Genomic DNA, 25303 nt, shown 5'->3' on the forward strand with positions numbered 1-25303 from the left:
AAAGGATCGATTCTTCATCAAATCCCTCAATTATTGCCATATTTTTATTTTTAGGCTCATTGTACAAAGATCTTGTGGTTGGTTTATAATGGAAGGGATCTGTTTTTTACTGCGGATTGTGGGATATAGGATTATTTACGGGGATTTGCGTGCCGCCGACCGATGTAACAGAAAAAAATTTCGAATACATCATTGAACAAAAACTTCTTGACGGTGGATCAGATGCGGATCCCGGTTTCCCGGCCGCCATTGCTGAACCCGAGCCGGATTATGGGGCCTATCCCCCGGGCAAATTCCACAAACGGACATTCGATGAATATGATCGCAATTTCTGCCTGCTCCCAAAAGATACGATAGATTTCCTCTATGCGACACAGCCGGAGGAATGGGCGAAATTCAAGAAGACGCATGGCGACGGTGCAAAGGACCGCATCATCCAGCGGCTTGCTACAGAAATAGACCGGCGGGGAACGCTCGATGTCCTACGGAAAGGGATCAAAAGCGACGGCTGCAAATTTGTGCTCGCGTACTTCCATCCGGTAAGCGGACTCAATGATGCTCTCCAGAAAAAATATGCGGCAAATATTTTCTCAACCGTAAGGCAGCTCCACTACAGCATAAAGAACGACAATAGCCTTGACCTCGCGTTGTTCCTCAACGGTATCCCGATCTTCACGGCGGAACTCAAAAATCATCTCACCGGCCAGAATGTCCAGCACGCCATCCGCCAGTACCAGGTCGATCGCGATCCCAAGGAACCGTTGTTCGCCTTCCGCCGGTGTCTTGCCCACTTTGCGGTCGATCCCGATCTTGTGTATGTAACAACAAAACTCGAAGGCCCAAAAACCCGGTTTCTTCCCTTCAATCAGGGATACAATGGCGGGGCAGGAAATCCGCCTTCGTGGAAAAGTTTCGCATCCGCTTACCTGTGGGAACGGGTCTGGTCACGAGACAGCATCCTGAACCTTATCCAGCATTTCATCCAGGATGTGGAACTGGAGGATGACAAAGGGCAGAAGACCGGGAAGCGGCAGATCGTATTCCCCCGGTATCACCAGCTTGATGCGGTCCGCTCGCTCATCGCCGATGCGAAGCACAACGGTGCCGGACAGAAGTATCTCATCCAGCACAGCGCAGGTTCCGGAAAAAGTAATTCCATCGCATGGCTCGCTCACCAGCTTTCTATTCTTCACGATGACAAAGAAAAGCGGGTATTTGATTCGATTATTGTTGTAACCGACAGGAAGGTACTTGACCGGCAGCTCCAGCGTACCGTCCTCCAGTTTGAGCAGGTTGACGGGGTTGTGGAAAATATCGAGAAAACCTCACGGCAACTAAAATCTGCACTCGAAGACGGGAAAACCATCATTGTCACGACGCTCCAGAAATTCCCCGTCATCTCAAAAGAGATCAGCAAACTGGCGGGCTCCCGGTTTGCCGTCATCATCGATGAGGCCCATTCCTCCCAAAGCGGGGAGAGCACCAAAAGCATGAAACAGGTGCTGCTGGCAAGCTCACTTGAAGAAGCAGAAGAACTTGAAGCACAGGCCGGTGAGGAAGACGTAGAGGATCAGATCATCGAAGAGATCAAGGCACGGGGCCGGCTGAAAAATGTAAGTTTCTTCGCATTCACCGCAACCCCGAAACCAAAAACACTGGAACTCTTCGGGACCAAACGGCCGGACGGAAAATTCATTGCATTCAGTATCTACTCCATGCGCCAGGCAATTGAAGAGGGATTCATTCTCGATGTCTTAAAAAATTATACCACCTACAAGACCTACTGGAACCTTCTCAAGACCATCAAGGACGATCCCCATTATGAGCGGATGAAGGCAAGTTACCTGCTCAAGCAGTTTGTCGATCTAAGCGATCACGCCATCAAAAAGAAAGTGGCCATTATCCTCGATCATTTTGCCAGCCAGGTGATGCACCGGATTAACAACAAAGCCAAAGCGATGATTGTTACCCGTTCACGGATGCATGCAGTCCACTACAAACTGATTGTTGATCAATTCATCAAAGAGAAAAAGTATCCGTTCAAAGCCCTCGTAGCCTTCTCCGGCACCGTAAAAGATCATGGGAAAAGTTTCACAGAAGCCACAATGAACGGTATTCCGGATACCCAGACTGCCGAGGCCTTCAAACAGGATCAATACCGGTTCCTTATTGTTGCAAATAAATTCCAGACCGGGTTCGATCAACCGCTCCTCCATACCATGTATGTTGATAAGAAACTCGGCGGCGTCAATGCAGTCCAGACACTCTCCCGGCTCGATCGTGTTTATCCCGGAAAGGAGGATACCATGGTCCTTGACTTCATCAATGAGGCAGACCAGATCCAGAAAGCCTTTGAGCCCTATTATGATCGGACAATCCTTACAGAAGGAACTGATCCAAACCTTCTCTACGATCAGGAAACCCGACTCTCGGAATTCCATCTTTTTACAAAAGAGGATATCGATCAATTCGCCCGGTTGTATTTTGCTTCAAAGACCACTCAGGACAAACTCCATGCGGCATTGCATCCCATTGTCGAGCGGTATAAGGCCGTATCAAAAGAGATGCAAACCGATTTCAGAAAAACCCTTGATGATTATATCCGGCTCTACGCATTCCTGTCCCAGGTACTTCCGTTCACGGATGCAGATCTGGAGAAACTTTATGTTTTCAGCAAGTTCCTCATACGAAAACTCCCGGTTACAAGGGAAAAATTGCCGGTAGAAATCCAGAACCAGATCGATCTTGATTCCTATCGTGTGCAAAAAACAATGTCAGGAAGCATCCCCTTAACCCGGGGAAACGGCGAGATCAACCCCATGAAACCCAAGGACGACTACATTGTCGTACCTGATGATATTGAACCTCTCTCCCGGATTATCAAAGAATTAAATGATCAGTTTGGTACGGATTTCACTGAGCAGGATAAGGTGTTCATTGAGCAGCTTGAGGCCAAACTGGCTGAGGATCTTGCACTTGCAAACAGTGTAAAAGTCAATCCTCCTGAGAATGCCCGGCTTACCTTCGATCATGTCGTTGAAGATAAACTCCAGGGAATGATTGACAGCAATTTCAAATTTTACAAACAGATTACCGATAATCCGCAATTCAACCAGCTGTTTGTCGATTGGCTGTTTGAGAGATATGTCAAAGCGGCCAGCAGGATTAGCCCGTACAATGTGGATACATAGCAGGCATTCCATGCGGCCCATCAAAACACATTCACCGGGAGGAACACCCGATAATCCCCCCCTTCCCACTCATTACCTTCCGCGCTCCCCCATTCAGCTAACCCGCAGGTATACCCATCCGGGCCCTTAAAAACCCCGGATTCCCCCAATAACTACCAGATTTTTCGAATCCACCGCAGAGTATATAACCCGATATATCATTGAAAAAATAATCACAATGACTCTGGATTTCTGCACACGGGTAACGAGAAAGGCGATGAAGTTCGGGTACGAGAAGAAGGTCGCCCGCCGCCTCGCGAAGTTCTGCTACCTTGCCATGACATTTACGTGTGGACTCTTCGGGCTCTTTGAGAGACAGAAAGCACCAATTTACCTGATCGCCTGTTCCGGGATGTATGCAGCGGGTGCCCGGGCCGGTATCGTATCGCCCGCCTTTTCTCTTATACGTCGGTGACCACCGGTCCGGTCATGACTGGTACGTGCCTGTAACAGATAGTGCGAAAACGGGTCGCGTATCACTTTACATAATGAGGTGATGGCTTCTGGCAGGTGCCGGGGCTGTCGATCTCTTTCCGGGCCGGCGTTTGGAACGTTTTACAGAAGAGCGGACGCGCTCTTCCCCGTATCGCATGATGAATATCAGAATTAACAGAGGAAGTGAATCACCCTATGGAAGACATTACTACAACCCACGAGGACGTGATTGCGCCGGGTGCGATTGCATCCGGTGCCACGTACAGCAACCGGATTAATCCCTGCGGAATCGTACCGGCAGCAATCGGTACCATTGCAGGTGAAACAACAAACACTTGTATTCAGGAGGAACCCGACAGGACAACACAGGTATCGTTCACCGGCAACCCCCGCCGCCGGACTGTTAAAGCACGGAAGAGCGGGAACGGCAGCCATAAGAAGCCCGACTCAAGGGAGGGCGCGGGAAAACCCGCCGGCATTCATGCCCCGCGCGGCACCCATGAAGCAGCGGAGATCCTCGCCGGGGAAGGATACGTTGTGGGAACGATCACGCATCCCGGGGCCGTGTTCGACCTGGCAGGGATCTCCCCGGCCGGCGCGATCCTTGTCCGGGTGGTCCGCCCGAAAGTTCCGGTCGGCAACGCCCGGGAAGTGCGGGAACTCTACGAGACCGACATCCGGGAGATCCAGCCGTACTGCCTTTCTGCCGCCGACAATATCCAGTTCTGGGTCTTCTCCCGCGAAGCCGGGCTGCTCCGCTACCGGGTCTTTGACTGGGGTATCGGGAACGTCAGCACCATGCAGAAAATCTTTGGAAAAAAGAGCGTTACAGAATCCAATCAGAAATCTGCCGCACCGGGCATTGCAAATCAGCGAGCGCGCAACTCTCCCTGCCCGGCTGGCAAAACCGGGTAAACCGGAGCCCCGGATTCATTTTCTTTTTTGAGCCTATATCGAACAACCTCCTATGATAGTATGTCAAAGGGCGCCCCGAGACAAAGAAAAAAAACAGGAGGAAACAAAAAATGGCAGATTTCGAAAATGGAACAACCACAAAGACCGCCACCCGCAGGCTTTCAAGCCCCATCGCGGATGCGACCGCGTTCAACGCGATCGTTCAGGCAGTCGTCGTATCGAATCCCTTCGGATGTGTATCCTACAGGTCCGGAGGTGCAACACACGCTCCCGTGGAGAAGACCCGGGAGTCATACACCGCAAAGATCGTGTACCAGGATGAGGACGCAAACGTCGTCGGAACGCTCAGCGACCGGTACAGCACCCTTGCCGGGTTCAACGCCGGCATCGCGGCGATCATGGCCGCAGGGACGCTCACCACCGCACACGCGGGCACACCTGCACGGGACACGGACCGGGAAACCTACTCCGCGACCCTCAAGTGCCACGACCCGAACGGCGAGATCTACACCGTCGGCTTCAGCCGCGACCGGATAACGATCGCGTCATACAGCGACGATGCAATCAGGACAAAGATCGAGACCTGGGCCGACACCGAGACGGCCCTGGCCTAGAGGTGAGTTCGATGGAAACCGAACTCATCCTCACCGGGGCATTCCTCGGGACGGGACTGCTCGCGTATGTAATTATACCCGGGCTCCTTGTCATGTGGGACCGGGTCCTCGACCACATGGAAGCAGGAACAGGAGAACAGGACAAAAAAGTCTGATCGGCAGGGGGAAAGCGCCCCCTGCCATTCCTTTTGATGAATTTAATTTTGAAAAGATTGTTGTAAAAACTCCTCGCAGCACAAATCCCCTTCAACCGTATGAATGCATCATCGCAACCGGGGGATGCCCGTGCGGCGGGGGCGCGAGCCCCCAAGAGCACGCTCTTCTGAAATATCCAAAAAGGGAAATCAACGAAAATCAAAAAACTGCGGCGATACTCTAAACCAGAAGGGGGGAAGGAAATCACTCACTTCTGACTAGAGAGCACATTCTCAATCTCTTTCTTAAGAAGTTCGCTCACAACCTTCCCATCCACCGACCCCGTACAGCAGAATGAGTTGAAGAGCCGGCATATGCTGAGCCGTTCTGAAAATCCCCCGCAGAACAGGATATTTCGCGATAATTGTCGTTTGCTTGAAAATCTCCGCAGCCATTGCCGCATTCCTGGCCTCGAGGGTTTGCTTGAGATAATAGATCTTGTTTTTTCCTTCCGCGCGGCAGTCAACGATATTGTATTCCGTGAGTTCCCGGAGCTTCCGCAAGACAGTGACATGATTGCGTCCGAGCTGCTCAGCGATAGCCCGGGTATGGAGATCCTCCTTTAATAGGAGGGCAACGATTTCATTGGTTAAATTTTGTTCCACATGGTTCATTTTTGAACCAATCCTGATTAACGTTACGGTTGATCCGAAACAAATCTCCCTAATATATTACAAAATCAGATTTACAAAAAAAAGAAAAGTGCGTGAAAAACTCATTTCTTCTGAGCAAGCACCTTCTCAATCTCTTTCTTAAGAAGTTCACTCACAACCTTCCCGTCCACCGACCCCCGGACCTCCTGCATAACAACCCCCATGAGTGGTCCCAAGGCCCCTTTCTGTTTCTGGATAACAAACTCCGCCCGGTCGGTGACAATCTTCTTTATCACCGCTTCGAGTTCGTCGCGGGAGACGGTCGGGGCAAGCTGTGCCATCGCCGCTTCGACCGTGCTTCCCCCGGCAACGGCCACAAGGATTTCGGGGATCGCTTCTTTTGCGACCGTGCCATTCCCAACTGCGTGAAGCACCGCGAGGACCGCGTCGTCAGAGATTTTGTCGGTGTCCGCACCGTCCCGGCGGATCTCCTTGATGGTCGCAAGGAGCGTGCGGGACGCGAGGTTTGCCTTGATCCCGCCGGCAATCGCCCGCTCGAAGAGGGGCAGGCGCTCGGAGAAGGCCATCTGCCGGGCGATGGCCGGGTCAAGGCCGAGATCCTTCTCGAACCGACCGGCCCGGAGGGTCAGGAGTTCCGGCACGGTAACCGCATTCCAGCGTGCTGCATCAATCCGGACCGGCAACACGTCGGTCTCGGGATACATCCGTTCCGCCCCGGGGAGGGGGCGCATGTACGCGGTGCTGCCCTCTTCGAGCATCTTCCGCGTCTCTTCGGGCACGGGCATATCAGAGAGAGCCATTTTTGCCCGGCCGGCGACCTGGTGCCAGGCGCAGTCCGCCTGTTTCGGGCTCGCACCGGAGACGAGGATCACGGCGTCCTGCTCGCCCGCGTGGACGAACTCCCGGAGCCGTGCGACCTCTTCAGCGGTGACGCCATACGCGGGGAGTTCATCGGTGTGGAAGATGCCGCCGACCCCGCACTTCTTCGCGTAGTCCGACATCTCGGTCCCGAGCCGGCGGCCGGGCTGGATCTCGCGGCCGACAAGTCCGGCAAAGCCGGGGAGGACAAGCGCGAGGATTTTCTTTGCTTTTTTCAGGACCGTGGACTTCGTCTCTTTGAAGAGATCGGTCACATCGGTCTGTTCCGTCCCGACGCTTGCGTTACGCTTGAGCAGTTCCGCGTGGATCGCAAGCAGGCTCTGCTGGCGCTGGACTTCGCGGCGGACGACCTCGGCGATGAGGTCGAGTTCCTGCACGCCCTTGATCTCGACACGGGCGCCATCCCGGATGGAGATGTTCACATCCTGCCGGATCGTCCCGAGGCCACGCTTGACTTTCCCGGTCGACCGGAGCACCATCCCGATGTACTCGGCGACCTGCTGCACGTCCTCAGGGGTGTGCATACAGGGCGAGGTCGTGATCTCGACAAGCGGGATACCGAGCCGGTCAAGCGAGAAGATGTCGTCTTTTACCCGCTGCGCCGCTTCCTCCTCGATACAGATCGTCTCGATGTTCCCGCCGTTCGGCAGCGCCCCGTTGATGGCGACAAGGGCCGTGCGCTGGAACCCGCTCGTATTGGAACCGTCGATCACGAGTTTCCGCATCACGTGGATCTGCGGGATCGGCGTCATGCTAAAGAGTTTTGCAATTGTGAGGCCGAGCCCGAGCGCTTCCTCGTTCAGGGGCGCGGGCGGCTCCTCATCGTTCTCGACAAGGCAGGTGGATTTGTAGGTGTAATACTGGAACTTCCGCACCCGCTTCATCTCTTCCTGTGCGGCACGGTCGATCTGGCCCATCTCGCTCTCGGTCGCCCGCAGGTACCGGAAGAACTCGCCCGTGTGGTCGGCGTTATCGAGCAGCGTGGTCGGGCAGTGGCAGAAGAGTTTCTCTTTTGTGTCGAGCTGCTGGTGGATCTCGATCCCGGCCACGAGGCCAACGGTCTTATAATCCATGGGCGCTCCTCCTCATGCACTCGCCTTTAAGATCGGTCGCCATCAGCGCGGCCGCTTTTTCTGGGTCGCGTTCGTTCCCGAGCACCCACATCTGCTTGACGAGCGCCACTTCAGGCAGCATGTCGCCGCCTTCGATAACACCCGCGGCAAGGAGGTCGCGGCCCGTATCGTAGACCCGGTCGCAGACCCGGCCGTTCATGCACTGCGAGGTCATGACGAACTGCGTCCCGTCCGCAATCAGTTTTTTTGTCGGCGGGATCAGGGCCGTGCTCACGTGCCCGAGGCCGGTGCCCGAGAGGACGAGCCCCGCATATCCCTCGTATGCTTTCAGCAGATCGGGGGACATGCCGGGGTAGAACTGGATGAGGGCGCAGTGCGGTTCGAGTTTGTCGTGCAGGGCGAGTTTCCGGGTGCCTCTCCGTACTGCTTCATCGGTGAGGGTCACGGCCCGGGTGGAATAGTCAACCGTCCCGACCGGGGGAATCCCGATGCTCCGGAACGCGTCCCGCCGGGAGGTGTGCATCTTCCGTACCCTCGTACCCCGGTGGATGGCGCAAACGTCGTCGTTTGTCGTCGCATGCATGACAATGGCCACTTCGCCGAGATCGCTCTCTGCCGCCACCGCCGCGCAGACCCCGTTCATCGCATTGTCACTCGAAGGACGGTCGGCCGAGCGCTGCGACCCGACAAAGACGACCGGCACCGGGGTGTCGAGCATGAAACTGAGGGCGGCCGCGCTGTAGGCCATCGTGTCGGTGCCGTGCGTGACCATGACCCCGGCGACGCCGTGCTTGATCTCGTCATACACGGCTTTTGCGAGTTCCTGCCAGATGGCGGGCGTCATGTTCTCGGAGAGGATCGTGTAGAGCACTTTTGTGCGGTACCGGCCGATCTCTGCGAGCGCCGGGATCGCGGTCAGGATATCATCCGCGTCGAACTGGCTCGTGACCGCCCCGGTCCGGTAATCGATCCGGCTTGCTATCGTGCCGCCGGTCGAGATAATGGCAAGCTCGGGAAGGTTTGGATCCTGCCGAACTGGCGCCCCGTGGGACGCAGAGGCAGGAGCCGGGGAGACGAGCGTGCAGCACGCCTTCTCCACCCCGATATTGTACCCGCTTGAGAGTTTTACAACCGCCATGCCGTCGCGGTCGGTGATGTAGGTCCCCGAGAGGGTCTTGTTGCCATAGGTGCAGGAGACATGATCTCCTGAAGAAAAACCGGTTATGCTACCAGCCTCCGTGCATCGGAAAGCAGGTCTTCCTTTGCCTTTGATATCTTTGCGAGCCTCGCATCGATGAGCGAGGAGTCCGTGTCCAGCTGCTTTTTTCGGTCCGCGATCGCGATCTTGGTTGCAAATGGCGCCGGGCCACCGGTCGCCTTCCGGAGGCCGACCGAGTTTGCCACGTCGAGTGCTTTCTCGATCTGGTCCTGCGTGAGCCCTTTTCCCGCAAGCGAGATCCCAAGATCGAGTTCCTTTGCCGACTCCTCAAGGGTCTCAAGGGTCAGGCTGCCCTTCGAGACCGACCGTCCCACGATGTTGTGGGCGGTGCGGAACGGGAGGCCATAATCCCGCACGAGCGTATCGGCCAGTTCCGTTGCCGTGGAGAATCCCTTGCCGGCCTCCTCTTTCATGCGCTCCGTGTCGAAGGTCGCGCTCGACAGCATGTCGATGAGGAGCCGGAGGCTCTCTTTTGCGTCCCGCATCCCGCGCCAGATGTTGGGCGTGAGTTCCTGGAGGTCGCGGTTGTAACTCATGGGGAGGCCTTTTACCGTCATGAGCGCTCCCGTGTAGGCCCCGAAGACCGAGCCGGTCTTTGCCCGCATGATCTCGGCGGTATCCGGGTTCTTCTTCTGCGGCATGATGGACGAGGTCGAGCAGAACGCATCGTCGAGCGAGACAAACTTCACAAACGACGTGCTCCAGATGACCAGTTCCTCGCAGAGCCGGCTCACGTTCGCCATGAGGATGGAGAGATCGCCAAGGGTTTCAAGCGCAAAGTCGCGGGTGGCAACCGCGTCCATGGTATTTTCGACAAGACCGTCAAACCCGAGCAGTTTTGACGTGTACTCCCGGTCGATGGGGTAGCCGGTGGATGCAAATGCGGCAGCGCCGAGCGGGCAGAGATTGACCCGGACGTACGCGTCGCGCAGCCGGTCGAAATCGCGGGAGAACTGCTGCTCGTAGGCGAGGAGGTGATGGGCGAGGGTGGTGGGCTGGGCGTGCTGCATGTGGGTAAACCCGGGCATGAACGATTCACGGTGTGTCTCGGCAAGGGCGATGAGTACCTCCCGGACTTTTAAGAGCGCTGCCATCTGCTTGAGCAGGTCTTCCCGGAGTTTGAACCGGATACAGGTCGCCACCTCGTCGTTTCTCGACCGCCCCATGTGCATGCGGCCGCCGACATCGGGACCGACCGCTTCAATCATGAGCGATTCGATGCCGGCATGGACATCCTCGAACCGGTCGTCAAAGACCTCCTCGGGCACTCCCTCGCTGTTGAGTTCAAGGAGCGCCGGGAGGAGCTGCTTTGCTATATCTGTCCCGATAATCTTCTGGCGTTCGAGCATCAGCACATGGGCGATATCCACCAGCACATCAGCATCGGCAATACAGCGGTCGGATCGCATTGACGAGAGAAAACGCATCATCTCCCCCGTCCTCTCGCCCGAAAGGCGTCCCAGTCTCACAACATCGGTCCGCATCCGTTTACCCTCATCCTTCTCTTTATTGTACCTCATGTTTGTGCGTGGATCGATTAAATCCACGCCTTCCGGGCGGCAAGCTCGATCGCCCGCTGGACCGACTCGCGGGGAATGATCGTCGCCACCGGGACATGGACGAGCTGCTCGATGATGCTGGACACGATCGGGGCACAGACGATCGCAATCGCCCCTTCCCGTTCGGCACGGACAGCAGCCACAATCGCATCCTCCATCGTGTGGACGGGATACTCCCGGACCCGCATGTGGTGGCCGTCCACATCGGCAAGGCGCTCCTCGACACTTTCGAGGACCGGCCGGGCGGCGATCAGGCCGATGAAGTTCTCATCCCCGATGTGGTAGAACTGGCGCAGTGCCTTTACGATCTCCCGAAGAGTCGAGAGGTTGGGCGAGCGTTTCCCGTGGAGGATCTTATAGAGCGAACTCTGCGCGATCCCGCAGTGAGCCGCGAGATCCCGCACGCTGATGCGCAGATCGTTCTTCAAGAGGTCGTTTAAGGTGGCGACAAACTCCTCATCTGAGAGGAGAGCGGCGCGCATAAGCCGGTCGATGGGGTCCACATGTGCCATAATAAAGATACAATAGGGTCAATTACAGGAAAAAATTTTCTTTGTTGTCCCAAAAAAGAGGGAAACCTGGCTCCGGGCACCTTGACATGTGGACAGTACGAGCAATTATTTTCTCCAATTGTAGTTATTTAAACGGGAAAATAAGCCAAAAGGGAAAATATTCTGCCTGAATCGTACACTTTTTTATCATTGACCGAATAATCCTCTGGGTATGAAGACTCTGAAAATTACGGCAATTGCCTTTGTCGCACTTGCCCTCGTGCTCGTACTATTCACTGCCGGCTGCACGCAGTCGTCCGGAACCTCCTCGAATGCAACGACCGTAAAGGATCTCCGGATCGGGTACCAGCCCAGCACCCACCAGATGGCAGAGATCACTGCCCAGAACAAGGGCTGGTTCCAGCAGGACCTCGCACCGTATGGTGTCAAGAACGTCACCGATACAGTCTTCCCGACCGGCGCTCCGGAGATGCAGGCAATGCTTGCCGGGCAGCTTGATGTAGCCTATGTCGGGGCTGCCCCGGTCCTCTCCGCCATCAGTACCGGTCTTGATGCAAAGATCGTTGCCGGCGTCAACACCCAGGGGTCGGACCTTGTTGTCAGAAACGGCCTTGCCTATACCGGTCCCCAGAGCCTTAAGGGCTTAACGATTGCCACGTTCCCGGCCGGCACCATCCAGGATACAGTCCTCCGCAACTGGCTTAAAAACAACAACCTCACACCGGACAAGGATGTCACCATCAAGAGCATGTCCTCCGGTGGAGATGCTATCACCGCGCTGACTGCCGGCAAGGTTGATGCAGTCTTCCTGCCAACCCCGTCCCCGAGCGTGATCGTTAACCAGGGCGCAGGGAAGATCGTTGTCCATTCCGGCGAAATGTATCCCAACCACACCTGCTGTGTCCTTATCGTGAGCGGCAAACTGATCCGGGAGCACCCGGAGATCGTCAAACAGATCATCCAGACCAACAACAAGGCGGTCGCGTGGAACGAGGCAAACCTTGACGATGCGGCAGCCATCTATGCCAACAAGACGGGCGCTAAACTTGACGATGTCAAGGCCTCGCTCAAGGAATGGGACGGCAACTGGGCATCGGATCCAAGTATCATTGTCCAGCCGGTACTCGATTATGCAAAGTTCCAGTACGACAACGGGTACATCAAGAAGAACCTGACACAGGACGACCTCTTCGACCTGACGCTCTACCAGAAGTAAGGGAACCCGAATATGAAAGACCGGTACTAACATTTTTTTATCAGCCCTCCTCAATTCTTAAGAACGATTATTCCGGAAGCCTGACCCGGGGAATTTTTTTACAGGCCAAATTTTTTTATAAAAGGTACGCCGCGATGAGAAACTCGGAAGAGAAGAAGAATAACCTATGGCTGGGAGTTTCAGCCCTGCTGCTTGCTCTCATAATCTGGGAGATTGCTGCCGCAGTCATTGTCAGGAATTCCTTTATTTTACCGTCACCTCCTGACGTTCTCTTCGCATTTATTGATCTCATCGAAAAGGGCCGGCTGCTGATGGATTTCGAGGTGAGTATGGTTCACTTCGCTATCGGTCTTGGGGCGGCTTTGCTCGTCGGGATCCCGATCGGTATTGCGATGGGCTGGAGCCGCCGGTTCGACGCGTTTCTTGACCCGCTCGTTGAACTCCTCCGGCCGATTCCGCCTCTCGCATGGATCCCGTTTGCGATCATCTGGTTTGGCCTGACAGCGTACTCGGCCGGTTTTGTCATCTTTGCAGGGGCGGTTTTTCCCATCATTATCAACACCTACAGTGGTTTTCGGGGGGTGCCCAGGGTTTATGTTGAGGCCGGAGAGATGCTCGGGTGCACAAAGAGCCTGGCGCTTATCAGGCACGTGGCGTTTCCTGCAGCCCTACCCTCGATTGCTTCCGGCATACGGATTGCAACCGGTGTAGGATGGATGTGCCTTGTTGCTGCAGAACTCTTTGGGGTGTCCAACAACGGCTTGGGCATGGCGCTCTGGTTCTATTATGACCTGCACCAGATGGACTGCGTGGTCGTCTACATGCTCCTGCTGGGCCTGACCGGGCTCTTCATCGACATGTGCTTCCGGCATTACATGGACAAGCATTTCCTGCGCTGGCAGGTTAAGGAGGGAGTCTGATATGGGCAACCTTGTCATAAACGACCTGACACAGGAGTTCAAAAAGGATGACGGTTCGGTACTGACTGCACTGGATCATGTCAGCCTTAAGGTGAAAGATAAGGAGTTTGTCTGTATTCTCGGACCTTCAGGATGTGGCAAGACGACACTCCTGCGCCTTATTGCCGGGCTCGCTATAGCACGGACCGGGTCCATTGTCCTCGACGGGGAGGAGATGAAAGGGCCCAGCCCGAAGATCGGATTTGTCTTCCAGGAGTACTCACTCTTTCCCTGGCGGACTGTGATCGACAATATCGCCTTTGGCCTTGAGATGAAAGGCATGCCAAGGGAAGAGCGGTACAGGATTGCGGAACAGTATCTCGAGCTGGTGAACCTGACCGCGTTTAAGACCAGTTACCCTGCCGAATTATCCGGCGGGATGCGCCAGAGGGTGGCGGTCGCCCGGGCGCTTGCGCTTGACCCTGTGCTCCTCCTCATGGACGAACCATTCGGGGCGCTCGATGCCCAGACCCGTAACATGCTCCAGACCGAGCTTCTGGACATCTGGGAGAAGACAAAAAAGACAATCATTTTTATCACGCACAGCGTCGACGAGGCGGTCTACCTGTCGGACCGGATCGTTGTGCTGACACCCCGCCCGGGACGGATCTGCAAAATAGTGCCAATCGACCTGCCACGCCCCCGCAACAGGACCAGCGTAGAATTCGCAACGGTCCGGCGCGACATCCTTGACCTTATAAACAAGAATTGCTCAGTCCAGTAAGGTTTAATACGCCACATCTCTATTTTATTAAAGCAGTTTGTGAAGTGTGCCGGCACGATAGCCCAGGTCAAATACGCGTTTTCGTGCCCGCTTTTACGATTCATACTCTAGGAGTAAGACGCGATGGTAAGAAAACCGGCAAAGATGTACAGGAACGTCGCAAAGAAAGCCTATACTCGACGTGAGTATATGGGCGGGGTTCCCGGCAACAAGATCGTACAGTTCGATTTGGGAAACCTTTCCCAGGAATTCCCGACAGAGGTTGACCTGATCGTTGAAGAGGCCTGCCAGATCCGACACAGCGCCCTTGAGGCTTCCCGTATCTCGGTCAACAGGAAATTGCTCAAAGAGGTTGGAAGGACAAACTTCCATTTCAAGGTCCGTGTCTATCCGCACCATGTACTCCGGGAGAACAAGCAGGCAACCGGCGCTGGTGCAGACCGTGTCTCGGAAGGAATGCGCCTTGCTTTCGGTAAGGCCGTTGGGACGGCTGCACGGGTTGAAGAGGGCCAGATCGTCTTCACGGTTTACTCCACCCCCCAATATCTTGACAAGGTTAAGGCAGCGTTGAGGAACGGTGCCCACAAGCTCCCGACTCCGTCGCACCTCAAGGTCCACACGATCAAGGTGAGCGGCAGGATCATCGCAGCACCGAAGATCGCCGGCGATAAGATTGCAGCACCGGTCAAGGTCGAAACCGAGGCCGAAGCAGCAGCAGCGGCGGCAGCAGCAGAACCGGCAAAGGGTGCAGAGGCTGCAAAGGGCGGCGACCACAAGGGTGGAAAAGGACCCGCAAAGGCAGAACCGGCAAAAGCAGAGCCGGCAAAGGGAGCAGATGCCGCAAAGGGTGCCGACCACAAGGGCGGCGCACACAAGGGCGGCAAGAAGTAATTTTTCCCTTTTCTTTTCTTTTTTTAAAAGTGTTTTCGCCGGTACGGCAGGGTCGGAACAGGATCATCGCACGGCAGGCTGCTGCCATTCGCACAGTATATAATCTCCCCACCGCTCAACTATAGATAAATGCAGTGCAGAGAACCGGAGGATCTGCAGGCGGCACTCGCAGATGCCACGTGCAGGGCCATGAGGGAGGCAGTCATCACCCTGCCTCCCGATGTAAAACGGGCGATAGAAAAAGCGAGAGCGGGAGAGAAAAGCAGCGTAGCCCGGGGGGAGTACGGGAACATCGCTCAAAATATCCTCGCCGCGGAACGCCTCAGGGTGCCCCTCTGCCAGGACACCGGAGTCCCGGTAGTCTACCTCACCCTGCCTCCGTCAGTTCCTTATTCCCAGGCCCTGTTTGATGCGGTCGCCGACGGGATCCGCAGGGCAACACAGGAGATCCCGCTGCGCCCGAATGTTGTCGATCCCCTCACCCGGCACAACTCCGGGGATAACACGGGTGTCGGGATGCCTGCAATCCATGTGCGGCCCGGGGAAAAGTTTACGGTGACCGTGCTGCCCAAGGGTGCCGGGGCGGAGAATGTCTCACGGGTCGTGATGCTCCTCCCATCACAGACCGGGAAAATTAAGGAGATCGTTGTCGAGACTATGCTCATCGCCGGGGGCCGGCCCTGCCCGCCGGTAGTGCTCGGCGTCGGGATTGGCGGGACATTCGATGGCGTCACTGCGCTTGCAAAGGAGGCACTGCTCCAGCCAATAGACCAGATGACAGAGTTCGAGCAGCAGCTCTGCGACGCGGTGAACACGCTTGGGATCGGCCCGATGGGGCTTGGCGGGAGCACGACTGCACTTGCCGTCAAAGTAAAGACCGCAGCCTGCCACACGGCATCGCTCCCGGTGGCCGTGAACGTGCAGTGCTGGGCGAACCGGCATGCGACCGTGGAGGTGGAATGGTGAGCATTCAGCTCCACACGCCGCTCGGTAACGAGGTGCTCTCGCTTAAGGCGGGCGACCATGTCGAGCTCTCCGGCCTCGTCTACACCGCACGGGACGAGGCACACCTGCGGATGCAGAAAGAGGGCATCCCGTTTGACCCGAAAGGGGCCGTGATCTACCACTGCGGACCGGTCATAAAAGACAAAACAATCGTCGCGGCAGGTCCGACAACGTCAGCGAGGATGAACACCCTCTCCGGTTTCCTCTTCGACCGGGGGGTCCGGGCGCTGATCGGGAAAGGCGGCATGGGCAGCACCGTGAAAGAACAGCTCCGGGGGAGGGGCGTCTACTTCGCTTTCACCGGGGGGTGTGCGGCGCTTGCTGCATCCCACATGACCTTAAAAGGAGAACACTTTCCCGACCTCGGCATGGCTGAAGCAGTCTGGGTAATAGAACTCGACCGGCTGCCACTCGTGGTCGGGATCGATTCAGTGGGTAACGACCTCTTTTCTGCCGTGCAGGACAACGCGAAAAAAATCTTCGGCAGAAAACAGAATGCGTATAAAGAATAGGTTTTTTTCGGCTCAACGGCTACATACATAGGACACATCACATGAAACTCGCCATAGACGAGACCCGGTGCAAGGGCTGCAATCTCTGTACCAAGGTCTGTCCGTACAGGATTTTTAAGGAGGGGAAACACCCCAACCGGCGGGGGATTGTGGTACCGGAACTCGACCGCCCGGAGCGCTGCACCAACTGCCGGCTCCATCATCTCTATGGCCGGCAGCTCTGCGGCGTCTGCCAGCTTACCTGTCCCGACCAGGCCATCCACTGGGTCGAGGAAGAGCCGTACGAACTCCACAAGGTGGCGATTGAATATTGACGCGTACTGAATTCTGGCAGGGAAATATTGCCTCGGCAGAAGGGGCACTTGCGGCAGGCTGCCGGTTCTTTGGCGGGTACCCGATCACTCCCTCGACCGAGATCGCCGAGCATATGGCGGCTAAACTCCCAAAAAAAGGAGGGGTCTTTATCCAGATGGAGGACGAGCTTGCGAGCATCGCCTCCGTGATTGGCGCTTCGTGGACCGGTGCCCGGGCGATGACGGCGACAAGCGGCCCGGGCTTTTCCCTGATGATGGAGAACCTCGGGTACGCGGCGATGACCGAGACGCCGTGCGTAATCGTAAACGTCCAGCGGGGCGGCCCTTCCACCGGGCAGCCCACGATGGCGGCACAGGGGGATATGATGCAGTGCCGGTTCGGGTCGCACGGAGATTATGCAATTATCGCGCTCTGCCCGGCAAGCGTGCAGGAGATGTTCGACCTCACGGCAAAGGCGTTTAACCTCGCCGACAAGTACCGGGTGCCGGTCTTCTTGATGGCCGACGAGGTGATCGGGCATATGCGGGAACGCATTGTTGTTCCCGATGCTGTCGAACACACCGGCCGACCGGCTTTTGTGCCCGGCACCCTGCCATTTAAGCCGGGGGCAGACCGTGTTCCGGGATTTCCCGAATTCGGGAATGGTTACGGGACGCATGTTACGGGACTCACGCACGATGAGCGGGGCTACCCGTGCGCGACGAACCCCGGACTTCACGCGGCGCTTGTAAACAGGCTCGTCGACAAGATCGAGCTGGCAACACAGGCACTTGCGGATTTCGATGTGGTAAATCCCGATGCAGAGCAGGTCTTTATCGCGTACGGCGCACCTGTCCGGACTGTCCAGCAGGTGATCCACGATCACCCGGAGAAGAAAATCGGCTTTTTACGGATCCGGACAGTCTGGCCGTTCCCGGCCCATGCTCTCGCGCTCTTCAAAAATGCCCGCCGTTTCATCGTGCCAGAGCTCAATCTCGGCCAGATCGCACGGGAAATCGAACGGCATGCAAAGGTGCCGGTGACATCAGTCCCGAAGATCGGAGGGGAACTGCATACACCGGCTGAACTGTATACGGTATGGGAGGCAGGGGCATGAGCTTTGAGGACTGGTTCCGGCAGGACCGGCTTCCCCATATCTACTGCGCCGGCTGCGGGAACGGCACGATCATCAACTGTACGCTTGCCGCCGTTGATGCAATGGGCTGGAAAAAAGAGGACACCGTCTTTGTCTCCGGTATCGGTTGTTCGTCGCGGGCGCCGGGTTATATCGTCACCGATTCGCTACACACGACCCACGGGAGGGCGCTTGCCTTTGCGACCGGGGTCAAGATGGCAAACCCGAAACTCCACGTAGTGGTCTTTACCGGGGACGGGGATCTCGCCGCAATCGGTGGCAACCACTTCATCCACGCCTGCCGTCGGAATATTGATCTCACAGTGGTCTGCATGAACAACCAGATCTACGGGATGACCGGCGGGCAGGGCAGCCCGACCACCCCCCGGGGCTGCATGTCGACGACGACACCGTACGGGAGCGCAGAGCCGGCATTCGATCTCTCGGAACTGGCTATCGCTGCCGGGGCAAACTATGTCGCCCGCTGGACGTCGTACCATGTCAAGGAACTTGAGCGTGCCGTGAAGACCGGGCTTGAAACACCGGGTTTCTCATTTATCGAGGCCCTCGTCCAGTGCCCCACCAACTTCGGGCGCAGGAACAAGTTCCGTCAGGTCGCCGACCAGATCGAGTACATCAAGGCGCACTCTCTCCTGAAAGCAAAACGGGACCGGCTGCTCGAACAGGGTGAAGCGATCCCTGAAGACATGTACGTGGTCGGCGAACTCATGAAGCGCAGCCGGCCTGCAATGGGTCTCGTGCCAAAGGAGGCACAGCCATGAGACGCGAGGTCAGGTTCTCCGGGTTTGGCGGGCAGGGGATCATCCTCTCCACGGTCATCCTCGGGCGGGCTGCCGTGATGTACGACCATAAGTTTGCCGTGCAGACGCAGGTCTACGGGCCAGAAGCCCGGGGCGGGGCGTCCATGAGCGCGGTGATCATCGATGACGAGGAGATCCTGTACCCCGAAGTGTCGGTTCCCGATGTCTTTGTCATCATGTCACAGGAAGGGTTCGAGAAGTACGGAGCCGCGGCCCGGCCCGAAGCGGTCATGATCCTCGATTCCACGCTTGTTCACTCGCGGCCCGGCTGCACATTTTACGAGATCCCGGCGACTGCCGAGGCAAAGACAACGCTTGGCCGGGACATCGTGGCAAATATCGTGATGCTCGGGGCACTCGTTGGATATACACACGTGGTAAGCGAAGAAGCGTTGAAAAAGGCCATCCTCGATTCCGTGCCAAAGGGTACGGAAGCGCTCAATACCAAGGCGATGGAACTCGGAATCGCGCTTGCCGGAGGGAAGAAACAGCCATGAAACTACTGGAGTACGAGGCAAAACAGCTCTTTGCCGAAGAGGGAATCAGGGTGCCAACCGGCATCCTGGTGAGCAAACACGAGGAGATCCTCCTCCACATGGATGCGATCAAGGGAAAGGTTGCAGTCAAGGCTCAGGTTGACGTCGGGGGGAGGGGCAAGGCCGGAGGTGTTCTGATGGCCGACCGGGACACGGTCATTGAAACAGCCCGCAAACTCTTCAACACCACCATCAAGGGCATCCCCGTCCAGAGGATCCTTATTGAGGAGCGCCTCGATATCCAGCACGAGTACTTTGTCAGCATCACGATGGACCGGGCAAAGAAACAGCCCGTGATCCTCTTTGCAGAGACCGGGGGCATGGATATCGAAGAGACCGCACGGAAAAATCCGGGTGCGGTCCGTTCGGTCAGTTTCTGCCCGCTTCTTCCCGATGTACCGGGATTTCTCCTGCGGGAACTCTGCGGTGACGCGCCGGCCGATATCCAGAAGAGCGTCAACCGGCTGTACCATGTATTCTGCCACAAGGACGCGCTCCTTGCCGAGATCAACCCGCTCGTTACGACACCGGGCGGCGTCTATGCGGCCGATGCCAAGCTGATCATCGATGACAACAGCCTCGCCCGCCAGGGAATTGCGGTCAACCGGGACCTGACCGAGCGCGAGCGGGAAGCCGAGAAACACGGTTTCTCGTTTGTCGAACTGGGCGGTAACATCGGGGTCATAGGAAACGGGGCCGGCCTTACGATGTCTACGCTCGACCTCATTGAGTTCTACGGAGGTAAGGCCGCAGATTTCCTTGACGTGGGCGGCGGGGCGGACAGCGAGCGGGTGATGCACGCGGTGCGCCTCGTTGCCGGTGTCCCGAATGTGAAAGTCATTGTGGTAAACCTGCTCGGCGGCATCACGCGCTGCGATGAAGTGGCGCGGGGCATCATTGCCTCTGGTGTCAGTGTGCCGGTCATCGTGCGGATTGCGGGAACGAATGCGGAAGAAGGGCGAAAATTTCTCTCGGAAAAAGGCTACGAGATGCTCGACACCATGGATCTTGTGGTAAAAAGGGCCGTGGAGGTCGTGAAATGATCTACGGGGACAAGAAGACCGGTATTATTGTGGCGGGCGCGACGGGCCGGCAGGGCGAGTACCATATCGGGCTCATGAACGAGTATGCCCGGCAGGTCGGCGGGCGGGGCGTTGTCGCAGGTGTCACGCCAAAGAAGGGGGGCCAGACGGTACATGGCGTCCCGGTCTACAACACGGTAAAAGAGGCACTCAAAGAACAAGATGCAACTGCGAGCGTGATCTTTGTGCCCGGGACCGCAGCGGCAGATTCCATCATGGAATCGGCAGATGCCGGTCTCGAACTTGTCGTTGCGATCACCGAGCATGTCCCGGTCCACGACACGATGAAAGCGATTGCCTACGCAGAGATGAAGGGCTGCGCCGTGATCGGGCCCAACTGCCCGGGTCTTCTCTCGCCCGGGGAAGTAAAGATGGGGATTATGCCGGCAGGGCTTTTTTCACGGGGCCATGTGGGGGTCATCTCCCGGAGCGGGACACTCACGTACGAAGTGGTCGATGAACTCACCCGGGCCGGGATCGGGCAGAGCACGGTTGTCGGTATTGGCGGCGACCCGGTGATCGGCCAGACATTTACGGATGTGCTGGAACAGTTCGCAGAGGACCCGGAGACAAAGGCCGTGGTGTTGATCGGTGAAGTGGGCGGGAACCTTGAAGCGGAGGCGGCCCGGAATACGGATGTCCCCCTTGTCGCTTATATTGCTGGAGTATCAGCTCCACCGGATAAACGGATGGGACATGCCGGCGCGATTGTGGAGGGCGGGGAGAGCGATGCCAAATCTAAGATCGCGAAACTTAAGAAGATGGATATTCCGGTCGCTTCCCGGCCTTCGGAAATTCCGGATCTGGTTCGGGATCTGTTCCGGGGTCATTGCTGAAAAATTTCCAGATATTCCACTTTTTTCCAATTGTTCTTTTTCTGACGTTTGAGGAGCAAAACACATCCACTACAGGTTACTTCGGAAATGACCGGGTTCTGGAGAGGATGTTTCCCAGGAATTATAGGCCCACGGTTTCCCCGGGATAATAGATACCCCCGACCAGATTCGAACTGGTGTCGCCGGATCCAAAGTCCTGCATGATTGACCGCTACACTACGGGGGTATGTGGGAGTAATATTGGAAATGGTGCGTATTAAAGAGATGGTGGCGGCATGGTTTGGAAACTGCTAAAAATATTCCGGAGGATAGTTCCACGATGCATAACATTGGAATACAATGGGAACAATGGGGATTGATTGTTACCTAAAATACAGGAGTTTAATGACGACAATATATCCAAATCAGGACATCATTATTTTTGGAAAATTTTGGAAATTCCGGATTTTTTTGGTTGGATTTGCAACAGGATCTGGTTTTTTACATGCAATGGGCGCATAATCTCCCCACAAGGGCATATCTTCTTGACCGGGTTAGGGTCGTAAACGGTCCGGCCCGGTTATTTACTGAAGATAGACCGGAAACTTAACGTAAAAAAATGCCGGTTTAGTGTATAGCATTATAGGGTTTATAGACTTGTAGGCCGGATTGTGTAAAATTGCAGAAATAACCAGAAATAACAGGAATTTGAGGAAAAGAGGGTTGAATATCAGGATTGGGTAATACGGATTAAAGCGGATAAAACAGGATAGTTACGAAAATAAAGGGGGATCTTTAGGATAATTATCAGGAGGTCCTGACAAAAGAAGCGCAGATATCATCATACCTTATAGGAAAAACACACCTCAAATCTACAAAAATCAACCTATTGAGGTATACCGCGACAAAAACGAGAGTCGCAAAGGAGACCATGCCCATTCACGAGGTATCATTTTCGCCAGAGAGCGGGAAGAACTGCTGATATACCTGACGGCGTTCATCAATATCAGTATGCAGATAAATCTCCGTCGTCTTTATGGAAGTATGGCCCAGGTTTTCCTGCACCACGCGGAGATTCTTTGATCTCCGGTACAGTTCACTCGCATAGCTGTGACGGATCTTGTGAGGTGTAATACCGGGGGGGGCATAATTCCTGAAGATGTGCTGGATTGCCCTCGGGGAAATATGCTTACCCTGCTGGCCGATAAAGAGGGGGCCTGTGATCTGGTTTTCAATAAAAGTCCGTATATCGGAAAGGGTGTCATCGTCAATAAATACAATCCGGATCTTGTCTCCTTTCCCGCGTATTCGGATAGTATGCTCCTCAAAATCGATGTCTTCGACATTCATATTACAGAGTTCAGACACACGGACACCCGTAGAGTAGATCGTCCTGACAATCAGTTTGTCCCGTGGATCTTCGATCGAATCGATCAGACGGAGAACCTGGCTGTGTTTGAGGTATTTTATTTCCTGTTGCTTGATTCGCGGGCGCTCAATACCACTTAAGGGGTTTGTCACAACGGCACCCTGTGTACAGAGAAAACGGTAGAACGAGCTGAGTGTTGAGATAATCCGGTGAAACGTCTTGGGTTTATACGTACGCATTGTTGAGACAAACGAGAGAAAATCCGTAATCATCGCAGGCAGGACATCTACACTCGTATCCAGTCGGGCATTCTCAAAATCCTTCCAGAAGAAGACCAGTTTGGTGACCTCGGTATTCCGGCGGAGCCAGACATAATACCCAAAATGTTTGATCACCTGCTCATAGCTGTCGAGCGTCCTGATGGAATAGTTGCGCATCCGCAGGTAATTCCGGTAGCTTTTGAGCCAGTCCGAAAAATACCCGCTTCCCATGGTCTAATCTTATTTATCTCAAATAAATAAAGGTTTGCGCAGAATACATATTCTGCGAAGTCGCAAATTCCCAAAAAAAGGCAGATTACGGACATTTGGAAACGGATGTTCTATACAAAAATATTACCCGGATATAGCGGTTCGGATTGATCAAAACAGAGGGTATTTTCGTATTCATCATATTTTCACCCATTTCGCAGGATAACCGCCCCGCAAACGCCGCTATTGCAGTTTTCCGTCGATCATAGTGTAACAGAATGTTCATTCCGCCAAAGGGCCGGAAAATACCAAGATAAATTACATCACGCTTGATACCGAAAATGAAGGATCCAGGCACTTTCAAGAGAACTAATATGCAGATTTTAATATCCTGCACATCTGGATTTTCCAGAATTTCGGGAGAGCGCTACCGTCGTAAATCCCTGTAATTTTTCCAGATTTTTCCAGATAGTAACGTTAGAGTTATAATCCCACACAACAGGATCGGGAAAGATTCAGGATATCTCCTTCTCATCCCGCTGCGAGTTATGCCGGTACAACGTCGTATAAGGGATATCCAGGATCCGGGAGATCGCCGCAAGGGAGATATCCTTTTCCTGTAATTCGGCGACACGTTTCCAGGGGATAACCCGCTTCGGCCGGCCCAAAATTATTCCTTCAGCCTTTGCCCGGGCGAGTCCAAGTTTTGTACGCTCGATCAAGTTTTCCCGCTCCCGATCAGCAACCCACGAGAAGATCGAGAGCATAAGATCCCGTAGTTTTTTGTCGTCAATCCTGCTCCACGATTCGGCCGGGGATAACGACCAGACCCGGACATCTGACACCTCAAGTGTGCGGACCATATTGAGGGTATCCAGAAATGACCGTCCCAATCGGGAAATTTCAAATACGTACAAGGTAATGGGCTCTCCAGTATGGTCCTTAATGAACTGCATCATCTTGGCAAACCCTTCACGCTCCTGCATAGTAGAGATTCCTGATATATGATCCACATAGATGGATTCCTTGGGCAGACCCTCATCAAGAAGTACCTTGATTTGATTCTCGACATTCTGATCCTCCCGGGAAACCCGGACATAACCAATTTTTATCATAAGTCTTTCCTTTTAGTAAATTAATAGACTCAAAAAGGTTTAAGTATTTTGGTGGTTTTAATCGTTCGATTTTGATAAAGAATTTTTGCGATTTTTTGTTAAAAACGGGGTTTTTTTACATTCAACACTGGATCATACCACCACCCTTACGATCTGCCGTGTATCGCAATCTGTGTGGGTTTTACGCCGGAGAGTACCAATTCAGGGACTGACTATCAGAATTTTGATCGGTTTTGTTATTATTTGGGGAAAAAGAAAATTTCCTGGGTTTTCTGAAATTCCCAAAAGATATGAAAAAGCAAATGATGGCCTTAGTGGATTTCTGTAATATTCTTTTATGAGTTCCAAAACCGGGAAGGGAAAGAACCATGAGAGATGTGGGCGGGAGGATCACTTTGATCACCTGATCCTTCAATGAGGAATCGATATTTTCGTATTGTGGGAACTTGTCAAACTTTCGGTTTTATAATGGGAATACTGTTTCAGCTATCGTAAAAACAGACATGAACGGATCTGGCCCACTTCTGAACGATGACACCCAGAAGGGATATTTTGGGTAGGTTCCCCACCTTACCTCATAGCCTCTCCAAGGCACGATTGGGAGATGGAAGTATAAAGGCGTTAATTTTTCAGGTTAATTCCGTTTTCTGATCCGCATGGGGCCTCCCATCTTATGAAGCGGAATTTATCGTTTCATGGCAAAAAATGCAATAATACTTCATAATTATCCCATACGGCCATCCTTGAGCCGGAGTTTTCCTGATGTCCTAGCGAAAAAACGGGACAAATTTAATTTGGATTTTTTGGCTCTGTTGAAACCCTAAGTTACCGGTAGAACTAAGAACAAGTTGCTCCTTGTAAAAGTTAGGGCAAACCCAAAAAGGAGCAACTTGTTCTTAGTTCTACCGGTAACTTAGGTGTAGAGTGCCACAATTAATGTCCGATTTGTTGACAGAGTTTATGTCCGCTTAAGGATAATTTTCTGTTTTTATTGAAATTGATTTCGTTGTGATAGACGGATGCTGGAGTCATCCAGTCCAGGATCTCCTGCTTTCTCCAGTTGTTGTATTGGTGGTCGAAGGTCCAGAGTTCCCGTTTGAAGTGGCTTAACGAA

24 protein-coding genes, 1 tRNA gene and 1 pseudogene are annotated in these 25303 nt (G+C 54.6%); 17 read left to right on the plus strand and 9 right to left on the minus strand.

Going from position 1 to position 25303, the window contains the following annotated elements; all coding sequences use genetic code 11:
- Positions 1 to 149: 149 nt before the first annotated feature.
- The 5 genes from WCX19_RS12990 to WCX19_RS13010 all read left to right on the plus strand — a co-directional run bounded on the left by WCX19_RS12990 (position 150) and on the right by WCX19_RS13010 (position 5349).
- Positions 150 to 3191, plus strand: a complete 3042-nt coding sequence (locus WCX19_RS12990) for a type I restriction endonuclease subunit R (RefSeq protein ID WP_373008820.1) — start codon at positions 150 to 152, stop codon at positions 3189 to 3191.
- Positions 3192 to 3408: 217 nt separating this feature from the next.
- Positions 3409 to 3645, plus strand: a complete 237-nt coding sequence (locus WCX19_RS12995; RefSeq protein ID WP_373008822.1) for a hypothetical protein — start codon at positions 3409 to 3411, stop codon at positions 3643 to 3645.
- Positions 3646 to 3860: 215 nt separating this feature from the next.
- Entirely contained in the window at positions 3861 to 4580 is a 720-nt protein-coding gene (locus WCX19_RS13000; protein ID WP_373008824.1) for a hypothetical protein, read from the plus strand.
- A gap of 110 nt (positions 4581 to 4690) precedes the next feature.
- The gene (locus tag WCX19_RS13005; protein ID WP_373008826.1) at positions 4691 to 5194 is read left to right on the plus strand and encodes a hypothetical protein; all 504 of its coding nucleotides are present in this window, start codon (positions 4691 to 4693) and stop codon (positions 5192 to 5194) included.
- 11 nt (positions 5195 to 5205) lie between these two features.
- On the plus strand, positions 5206 to 5349 hold the full coding sequence (locus WCX19_RS13010; protein ID WP_373008828.1) for a hypothetical protein: 144 nt from the start codon (positions 5206 to 5208) through the stop codon (positions 5347 to 5349).
- Between the two features lie 285 nt (positions 5350 to 5634).
- Here WCX19_RS13010 and WCX19_RS13015 read toward each other — a convergent pair whose 3' ends face one another.
- From WCX19_RS13015 to WCX19_RS13035, 5 genes are all read right to left on the minus strand, one after another.
- A complete protein-coding gene (locus tag WCX19_RS13015) occupies positions 5635 to 6003 on the minus strand; it encodes a winged helix-turn-helix domain-containing protein (protein WP_373008830.1) in 369 nt (122 codons plus the stop codon).
- A gap of 101 nt (positions 6004 to 6104) precedes the next feature.
- Complete coding sequence (gene gatE, locus WCX19_RS13020; protein WP_373008832.1) at positions 6105 to 7955, minus strand: Glu-tRNA(Gln) amidotransferase subunit GatE; 1851 nt, start codon at positions 7953 to 7955, stop codon at positions 6105 to 6107.
- Positions 7945 to 9111, minus strand: a complete 1167-nt coding sequence (gatD, locus tag WCX19_RS13025; protein WP_373008864.1) for a Glu-tRNA(Gln) amidotransferase subunit GatD — start codon at positions 9109 to 9111, stop codon at positions 7945 to 7947. Before gatD ends, gatE begins: the two co-directional genes overlap by 11 nt.
- Positions 9112 to 9176: 65 nt before the next feature.
- A complete protein-coding gene (gene argH, locus WCX19_RS13030; protein WP_373008865.1) occupies positions 9177 to 10658 on the minus strand; it encodes an argininosuccinate lyase in 1482 nt (493 codons plus the stop codon).
- A 53-nt stretch (positions 10659 to 10711) separates the two neighbouring features.
- A complete protein-coding gene (locus WCX19_RS13035) occupies positions 10712 to 11245 on the minus strand; it encodes a helix-turn-helix domain-containing protein (protein ID WP_373008834.1) in 534 nt (177 codons plus the stop codon).
- Positions 11246 to 11456: 211 nt separating this feature from the next.
- Between WCX19_RS13035 and WCX19_RS13040 the strand changes: the two genes are divergently transcribed.
- From WCX19_RS13040 to sucD, 12 genes are all read left to right on the plus strand, one after another.
- Positions 11457 to 12461, plus strand: a complete 1005-nt coding sequence (locus tag WCX19_RS13040; RefSeq protein ID WP_373008836.1) for an ABC transporter substrate-binding protein — start codon at positions 11457 to 11459, stop codon at positions 12459 to 12461.
- A 134-nt stretch (positions 12462 to 12595) separates the two neighbouring features.
- Positions 12596 to 13381, plus strand: coding sequence for an ABC transporter permease (locus WCX19_RS13045; protein WP_373008838.1), 786 nt, complete (start codon positions 12596 to 12598; stop codon positions 13379 to 13381).
- A 1-nt stretch (position 13382) separates the two neighbouring features.
- The gene (locus WCX19_RS13050; protein ID WP_373008840.1) at positions 13383 to 14144 is read left to right on the plus strand and encodes an ABC transporter ATP-binding protein; all 762 of its coding nucleotides are present in this window, start codon (positions 13383 to 13385) and stop codon (positions 14142 to 14144) included.
- 123 nt (positions 14145 to 14267) lie between these two features.
- Entirely contained in the window at positions 14268 to 15035 is a 768-nt protein-coding gene (locus WCX19_RS13055; RefSeq protein ID WP_373008842.1) for a 50S ribosomal protein L16, read from the plus strand.
- 129 nt (positions 15036 to 15164) lie between these two features.
- Positions 15165 to 16001, plus strand: a complete 837-nt coding sequence (locus tag WCX19_RS13060) for a fumarate hydratase (protein ID WP_373008844.1) — start codon at positions 15165 to 15167, stop codon at positions 15999 to 16001.
- Positions 15995 to 16552, plus strand: a complete 558-nt coding sequence (locus tag WCX19_RS13065; RefSeq protein ID WP_373008846.1) for a FumA C-terminus/TtdB family hydratase beta subunit — start codon at positions 15995 to 15997, stop codon at positions 16550 to 16552. Before WCX19_RS13060 ends, WCX19_RS13065 begins: the two co-directional genes overlap by 7 nt.
- A 41-nt stretch (positions 16553 to 16593) precedes the next feature.
- The gene (locus WCX19_RS13070; protein WP_373008848.1) at positions 16594 to 16866 is read left to right on the plus strand and encodes a ferredoxin family protein; all 273 of its coding nucleotides are present in this window, start codon (positions 16594 to 16596) and stop codon (positions 16864 to 16866) included.
- A complete protein-coding gene (locus WCX19_RS13075) occupies positions 16863 to 17963 on the plus strand; it encodes a 2-oxoacid:acceptor oxidoreductase subunit alpha (protein ID WP_373008850.1) in 1101 nt (366 codons plus the stop codon). The genes WCX19_RS13070 and WCX19_RS13075 overlap by 4 nt, the downstream gene beginning before the upstream one ends.
- A complete protein-coding gene (locus WCX19_RS13080) occupies positions 17960 to 18763 on the plus strand; it encodes a thiamine pyrophosphate-dependent enzyme (RefSeq protein ID WP_373008852.1) in 804 nt (267 codons plus the stop codon). Before WCX19_RS13075 ends, WCX19_RS13080 begins: the two co-directional genes overlap by 4 nt.
- The gene (locus WCX19_RS13085; RefSeq protein ID WP_373008854.1) at positions 18760 to 19299 is read left to right on the plus strand and encodes a 2-oxoacid:acceptor oxidoreductase family protein; all 540 of its coding nucleotides are present in this window, start codon (positions 18760 to 18762) and stop codon (positions 19297 to 19299) included. Before WCX19_RS13080 ends, WCX19_RS13085 begins: the two co-directional genes overlap by 4 nt.
- Positions 19296 to 20381 (plus strand): succinate--CoA ligase subunit beta, encoded by a 1086-nt coding sequence (locus WCX19_RS13090; protein ID WP_373008856.1) that lies wholly within the window; start codon positions 19296 to 19298, stop codon positions 20379 to 20381. The genes WCX19_RS13085 and WCX19_RS13090 overlap by 4 nt, the downstream gene beginning before the upstream one ends.
- Entirely contained in the window at positions 20378 to 21256 is an 879-nt protein-coding gene (sucD, locus tag WCX19_RS13095; RefSeq protein ID WP_373008858.1) for a succinate--CoA ligase subunit alpha, read from the plus strand. The genes WCX19_RS13090 and sucD overlap by 4 nt, the downstream gene beginning before the upstream one ends.
- Positions 21257 to 21409: 153 nt before the next feature.
- Here sucD and WCX19_RS13100 read toward each other — a convergent pair.
- From WCX19_RS13100 to WCX19_RS13115, 4 genes and pseudogenes are all read right to left on the minus strand, one after another.
- Positions 21410 to 21482 (minus strand) — tRNA-Gln (locus WCX19_RS13100).
- Positions 21483 to 22174: 692 nt separating this feature from the next.
- Positions 22175 to 23095, minus strand: coding sequence for a site-specific tyrosine recombinase/integron integrase (xerA, locus tag WCX19_RS13105; RefSeq protein ID WP_373008860.1), 921 nt, complete (start codon positions 23093 to 23095; stop codon positions 22175 to 22177).
- A gap of 494 nt (positions 23096 to 23589) precedes the next feature.
- A complete protein-coding gene (locus WCX19_RS13110; RefSeq protein ID WP_373008862.1) occupies positions 23590 to 24189 on the minus strand; it encodes a recombinase family protein in 600 nt (199 codons plus the stop codon).
- A gap of 933 nt (positions 24190 to 25122) precedes the next feature.
- Positions 25123 to 25303 (minus strand): annotated as a pseudogene (locus tag WCX19_RS13115) (transposase); the annotation flags it as partial.

Source organism: Methanoregula sp. (assembly GCF_041663825.1).
Lineage (GTDB): Archaea > Halobacteriota > Methanomicrobia > Methanomicrobiales > Methanospirillaceae > Methanoregula.

Excerpts from the sequence above, each read along its gene's own strand:
- WCX19_RS12995 (WP_373008822.1), top strand. The coding sequence starts at position 3,409 with ATGACTCTGGATTTCTGCACACGGGTAACGAGAAAGGCGATGAAGTTC.
- WCX19_RS13000 (WP_373008824.1), top strand. The coding sequence starts at position 3,861 with ATGGAAGACATTACTACAACCCACGAGGACGTGATTGCGCCGGGTGCG.
- WCX19_RS13005 (WP_373008826.1), top strand. The coding sequence starts at position 4,691 with ATGGCAGATTTCGAAAATGGAACAACCACAAAGACCGCCACCCGCAGG.
- WCX19_RS13010 (WP_373008828.1), top strand. The coding sequence starts at position 5,206 with ATGGAAACCGAACTCATCCTCACCGGGGCATTCCTCGGGACGGGACTG.
- WCX19_RS13015 (WP_373008830.1), bottom strand. The coding sequence starts at position 6,003 with ATGAACCATGTGGAACAAAATTTAACCAATGAAATCGTTGCCCTCCTA.
- gatE (WP_373008832.1), bottom strand. The coding sequence starts at position 7,955 with ATGGATTATAAGACCGTTGGCCTCGTGGCCGGGATCGAGATCCACCAG.
- argH (WP_373008865.1), bottom strand. The coding sequence starts at position 10,658 with ATGCGGACCGATGTTGTGAGACTGGGACGCCTTTCGGGCGAGAGGACG.
- WCX19_RS13035 (WP_373008834.1), bottom strand. The coding sequence starts at position 11,245 with ATGGCACATGTGGACCCCATCGACCGGCTTATGCGCGCCGCTCTCCTC.
- WCX19_RS13040 (WP_373008836.1), top strand. The coding sequence starts at position 11,457 with ATGAAGACTCTGAAAATTACGGCAATTGCCTTTGTCGCACTTGCCCTC.
- WCX19_RS13045 (WP_373008838.1), top strand. The coding sequence starts at position 12,596 with ATGAGAAACTCGGAAGAGAAGAAGAATAACCTATGGCTGGGAGTTTCA.
- WCX19_RS13050 (WP_373008840.1), top strand. The coding sequence starts at position 13,383 with ATGGGCAACCTTGTCATAAACGACCTGACACAGGAGTTCAAAAAGGAT.
- WCX19_RS13055 (WP_373008842.1), top strand. The coding sequence starts at position 14,268 with ATGGTAAGAAAACCGGCAAAGATGTACAGGAACGTCGCAAAGAAAGCC.
- WCX19_RS13060 (WP_373008844.1), top strand. The coding sequence starts at position 15,165 with ATGCAGTGCAGAGAACCGGAGGATCTGCAGGCGGCACTCGCAGATGCC.
- WCX19_RS13065 (WP_373008846.1), top strand. The coding sequence starts at position 15,995 with ATGGTGAGCATTCAGCTCCACACGCCGCTCGGTAACGAGGTGCTCTCG.
- WCX19_RS13070 (WP_373008848.1), top strand. The coding sequence starts at position 16,594 with ATGAAACTCGCCATAGACGAGACCCGGTGCAAGGGCTGCAATCTCTGT.
- WCX19_RS13080 (WP_373008852.1), top strand. The coding sequence starts at position 17,960 with ATGAGCTTTGAGGACTGGTTCCGGCAGGACCGGCTTCCCCATATCTAC.
- WCX19_RS13085 (WP_373008854.1), top strand. The coding sequence starts at position 18,760 with ATGAGACGCGAGGTCAGGTTCTCCGGGTTTGGCGGGCAGGGGATCATC.
- WCX19_RS13090 (WP_373008856.1), top strand. The coding sequence starts at position 19,296 with ATGAAACTACTGGAGTACGAGGCAAAACAGCTCTTTGCCGAAGAGGGA.
- sucD (WP_373008858.1), top strand. The coding sequence starts at position 20,378 with ATGATCTACGGGGACAAGAAGACCGGTATTATTGTGGCGGGCGCGACG.
- xerA (WP_373008860.1), bottom strand. The coding sequence starts at position 23,095 with ATGGGAAGCGGGTATTTTTCGGACTGGCTCAAAAGCTACCGGAATTAC.
- WCX19_RS13110 (WP_373008862.1), bottom strand. The coding sequence starts at position 24,189 with ATGATAAAAATTGGTTATGTCCGGGTTTCCCGGGAGGATCAGAATGTC.